The organism is Coleofasciculaceae cyanobacterium, from assembly GCA_036703275.1.
Taxonomy (GTDB): domain Bacteria; phylum Cyanobacteriota; class Cyanobacteriia; order Cyanobacteriales; family Xenococcaceae; genus Waterburya.
In genome coordinates, this window is sequence record DATNPK010000073.1 from 1 (window position 1) to 5,016 (window position 5,016).

General features: G+C 41.6%; 3 protein-coding genes. 2 read left to right on the forward strand and 1 reads right to left on the reverse strand.

Going from position 1 to position 5,016, the window contains the following annotated elements; translation table 11 throughout:
- Window positions 1-218 (forward strand): helix-turn-helix domain-containing protein (locus V6C71_13370; protein ID HEY9769463.1); only part of this gene is annotated, 218 nt, incomplete at its 5' end.
- Window positions 219-602: 384 nt separating this feature from the next.
- Here V6C71_13370 and V6C71_13375 read toward each other — a convergent pair.
- Window positions 603-2,231: an alpha-D-glucose phosphate-specific phosphoglucomutase gene (locus V6C71_13375; protein HEY9769464.1), complete on the reverse strand. Its 1,629-nt coding sequence runs from the start codon at window positions 2,229-2,231 to the stop codon at window positions 603-605.
- Between the two features lie 826 nt (window positions 2,232-3,057).
- Between V6C71_13375 and V6C71_13380 the strand changes: the two genes are divergently transcribed.
- Window positions 3,058-5,016, forward strand: a 1,959-nt coding sequence (locus V6C71_13380) for a hypothetical protein (GenBank protein ID HEY9769465.1), incomplete at its 3' end; no start/stop codon positions are given.

Genomic DNA, 5,016 nt, shown 5'->3' on the forward strand with positions numbered 1-5,016 from the left:
GCTTTTACCCGACACAAGCGCAAGAAAATCTTTTGCGACGGACAATGGGTTGCGTGCGTTTGGTCTACAACAAAGCTCTTGCGCACTATACCGAGGGTTGGTATGAGCGACAAGAAAGGATTGATTACAAACAAACCTCTAGCTTGTTGACCAGTTGGAAAAAGGCGGAAGACTTGGATTTCCTCAATAAAGTTAGCTGTGAAACTAAAGGCATCTAACGCGATTGGATGCCTTTAGTTAATATTTTGAGACTAGGGGCATCTAGTCTTGGGGTAGAGAATGTAAGAGAAGTTTCACTTCCAATTCTTGTTTGATTCCACAATCACCTCGACTTCACTCAGGTGAGTATGTCAAATTTAACATTTATCAACGACGTAATCGAGCAGGATAGGTTGAATTCCTTGAGATAACCTAACTTGGTTAACTTGCGATTGGGCGCAGCCCACGGACGCGCCTCCAGGCGCTAATGCTAAAGCATACCGCTCCGCATATCCTTTAGGGCTCCGCGATCGCCAAATTCTTGATATGCAGAGAAAAAAAAAGGTCGCTCTTTCGCAACCCAGTAAAAAATATTAATTATTGTTCCTAAACAAGCTATTAAATTAAGTGATTACAGTAGGTTCATCACGTTGAGTGTATTCTTTGATTTGAGCAATTTCTTGAGCTAAATCGATTAAAGGTTTTAAAGCTGATTGAGTTTCCAGCTCATGTTTACTAGCATCGGGTTCATAATTTTCGACATACAATCTTAGAGTTGCTCCTTTTGTTCCTGTTCCAGAAAGACGAAAGACAATACGCGAACCATCAGTAAAACCAATCCGAATACCTTGATTTTTACTCACGCTGCCGTCAACAGGATCGGTGTAGCTAAAGTCATCGGCATATTTAACTTCATATTTGCCAAATTGCTTACCAGTCATTGTGTTCAGCATACCCCGCAGCCGTTCCATTAATTCTGTGGCGGGTTCTTTGTCCACTTCTTCGTAGTCATGACGGGAATAGTAATTGCGTCCATAGGTTTTCCAATGGTCTTTAACGATCGCCTCTACGGACTGTCCTTTTACAGCTAAAATATTCAACCAGAACAATACTGCCCATAGGCCATCTTTTTCACGAACATGATTTGAGCCAGTACCAAAGCTTTCTTCGCCACATAAAGTAGCTTTGTCTGCATCCAACAAGTTACCAAAGAACTTCCAGCCTGTAGGAGTTTCATAACAAGCAATATCTAATTTATCTGCTACTCGATCTACTGCTTCACTAGTTGGCATACTGCGAGCAACTCCCGATAAACCATCCTGATATCCTGGTGCTAAAGTAGCATTAGCAGTTAATACCGCCAGACTATCGCTAGGAGTTACAAAAAAGTTATTACCCAAAATCATATTGCGATCGCCATCACCATCTGAAGCTGCACCAAAATCTGGCGCATTTTTACCAAACATAATCTCTACTAAATCGTGAGCATATACCAAGTTAGGATCGGGATGTCCTCCACCAAAATCTGGCAATGGTTCACCATTAACTACTGCACCCGATGCACCTAAGCGTTTTTCAAATATATCTTTAGCATAAGGGCCTGTAACCGCGTGCATTGAATCAACACACAGTTTAAAATCATTTTTGATTAACTTACGGATACTGTCAAAATCAAACAGCGACTCCATCAGACGAGCGTAAGGTTCAACAGGGTCAATTACTTCGACGCTCATTTCTCCTAAGCGCGTCACCGTTAGTTTATCTAAGTTGATATCCCCAGCTTCGAGAATTTTATAGCTGTCGATAGTTTTAGAACGAGCAAAGATTGCCTCGGTTACTTTCTCTGGTGCAGGGCCTCCACTAGTAATATTGTACTTAATTCCAAAGTCTCCTTCTGGGCCACCTGGATTATGACTAGCCGAAAGAATAATACCGCCATAGGCTTTATATTGACGAATAATAGCCGAAGCAGCAGGAGTAGACATAATTCCGCCTTTACCTACCAAAATGCGCCCGATACCGTTGGCGGCAGCCATTTTCATAATGACTTGAATCGCTTCGCGGTTATAGTAGCGTCCATCACCTCCCAATACTATAGTTTGACCCGCACAGCCTTCTAGAGAATCAAAGATCGATTGAACAAAATTTTCTAAATAGTGGGGTTGTTGAAATGTGGTTACAGACTTACGTAATCCTGAAGTTCCTGGCTTTTGATCCGAAAAAGGCGTTGTGGAAACAGTACTTATGTTCATAAAAATGTCTAAAAAGTAGAGCTTTGATTACGGTGAATTTCAACTACATATTCCTACATTGCGCAGCCATTGTAAGGTCTGGCTTAGTTGATTGCTTTACCAACGGTCAGAGCAGGCTCCGTCGTTTTACGGCGGAGTAATCTCTGACTTTACCAGCAGCAAACGTTAGGAAAATATAAAGTTAATTTTACAGGTCGAAAGGATTGATCGGGTTATCAACTGCTACTAAAGTTTTTTTTGACTACTCACCGACTCGAAAGATCGGTATAGCTAAGCTATTAGCTATTAGCCTGCTTCGGAAAAGATCGCAATTTGGTTAGTTTAAAGCTATTAGCGCAAAGCAACGATGAGGCGAGCGCTCCATTCGGTGTATGACAAGTCCGGGTGGGTAAAAATACCTTAACCGTAAATGCTTGCCAAGACAACTCTCTGTGATTCTCAGTCGGTAGATCTGCTTAAGCTTTCTATTCGTCTAGCTAAATAATTTTTTGGACTTATCAGTAATTTCTTTTCTCATCCTAATAATTTTCACCACGATGTTTTCTCTGATGGCATTGCCTATTTTTTGGATTACTTTGTTGGAAGTTACGCATAACTTTGTAATATTTTTACCTACGTATTTACACTTATTGTTAAATACGCCTGCAAACATAAACTTTTTATGTTGGTAATTTCCATGCCAAAAATTATATTTTGGCGATCGCTAAATAAATTATTATTTAACGCTCCACAAAAATTTTCTTCCTCTAATTGGAGAAAAGCTTTATTTGACTTCGATATATAGCAGAACTGCTAATAACTTCAATTAACTATTTATTTTATAAATATGAGTAACGATACTTTCACTTCTCTTCGTATAAATCTTGCAGAGCAGTCTTCAAAATACTCAGTGGGGTTAAAACCTGCGTCAGCTTTACTTAGTCAACAATTAGCAACTTGGTTCTCACAAGAAGATTTTTTAATGCAGGCTGCTATCCCTTTTGGTGGGACGGCTGGCTCTAGTACCTGGACTGATAATGCTTTGGCGTTACAAGAGTCCATTCTCAATGGCACTTACTCAATTCGTTTAGAGGTTCGTAGTGCCTCAGAAATGAAGGGTGCTTTAGGAGCTTATAGCTCTACTGGAACTACTAATGAAGCGACTATCTATCTTAACGGAGATTGGTTGGAAACTGCTTCTAATGACAGTGTTTCAAGAGTTTTATTAGAAGAACTAGGACACGATTTTGACCATCGTCTTAATAGTGGCTTAGATAGTCAAGGAGATGAAGGACAACTCTTTGCTAGCATGGTTGGCGATCGAGTTCTGTCAGCAGAAGAACAAGCAGCTATAGCTAGTGAAAACGATAGTGGGGTGCTAAAAATTGATGAACAAGATGTAGCAGTAGAATTTGCCACAGTTAATATCAATAATGCAAATCTAAATTTTAGTACTCCTGTCCCTAAAGTCGGCACTGGAACTGCGCAAGGAAATATTGTCCTTTACACGGGTGTCTATACAGGCGTTACAGGCGTTACAGGCGTTACAGGCGTTGATGCAATTGTTACTACTGCAAATGTAGCTCCAAATATTACTATCACAGATCCTGATTACTCTGGAACCGCCACAACCGATCAGGGTAACCTAACCGGATTCTTTTCTCCCCGCCTACAAGGTACGACAGCTGCAAATGGTACGGGAGCAACATTTAATATTCAATTCATTGAGGCAGGCTCTTATAAAAATAATACCAATACTGGTACGCCAATAACGCTCCAAAATGTCAAACTTAACTCTTATGACATCGATGCAAGGCAGTATCAAACTTTTAGGGGTTTTAATGTAGCCTCATTAATTTCAACAGGCGGTCAAATAGAATACGCCACCGATTCATCGGGAGTGACAAAATTTACTAGTACTAGCGATGCTAATCTTACTGGAGATGTCACCACAACCCAGAATGGCAGGGTACAGATTACTTATGACGAAGTAAGCAGAATCAATCTTAACGTTGGATCGAATAACTACGGCCTACAAAGTGGTATAGCTTATTATTTTCTTGAATTTGGACAGGGACAGCCATGGACTCCAACCACTTTATCTGTACCAAAATTAGACCTTGATGGTAGTACTGTGGGTAACAACTACCAAACCACTTTCACCGAAAAAGGTAGTGCCGTATCCGTTGCCAATAGCAACATCAGCGTTACCGACCCCGATAACACCAACATCGCCTCGGCAACCATCACCTTAACCAATGCCCAAGCCAGCGATTTATTAGCAGCAGGAACTTTACCAACAGGCATCACCGCCAGTAGCTACAACGCAACCACAGGAACTATTACCCTAAGTGGTTCGGCTACTTTAGCCAATTATCAGACGGCTATCCGCGCCGTTACTTTCAATAACACCTCTAATAATCCCAGCACCACCGCACGTACGGTTAATGTTGTAGTTAATGATGGCGGGTTTGTTAGCAATACGGCTACTACCACCATCAACGTTACCCCAGTCAACGACCCACCAGTCATTGACCTTGATGGTAGTACTGCGGGTAACGACTACCAAACCACTTTCACCGAAAAAGGTAGTGCCGTATCCGTTGCCAATAGCAACATCAGCGTTACCGACCCCGATAACACCAACATCGCCTTGGCAACCATCACCTTAACCAATGCCCAAGCCAGCGATTTATTAGCAGCAGGAACTTTACCCCCAGGCATCACCGCCAGTAGCTACAACGCAACCACAGGAACTATTACCCTAACTGGTTCGGCTACTTTAGCCAATTATCAGACGGCTATC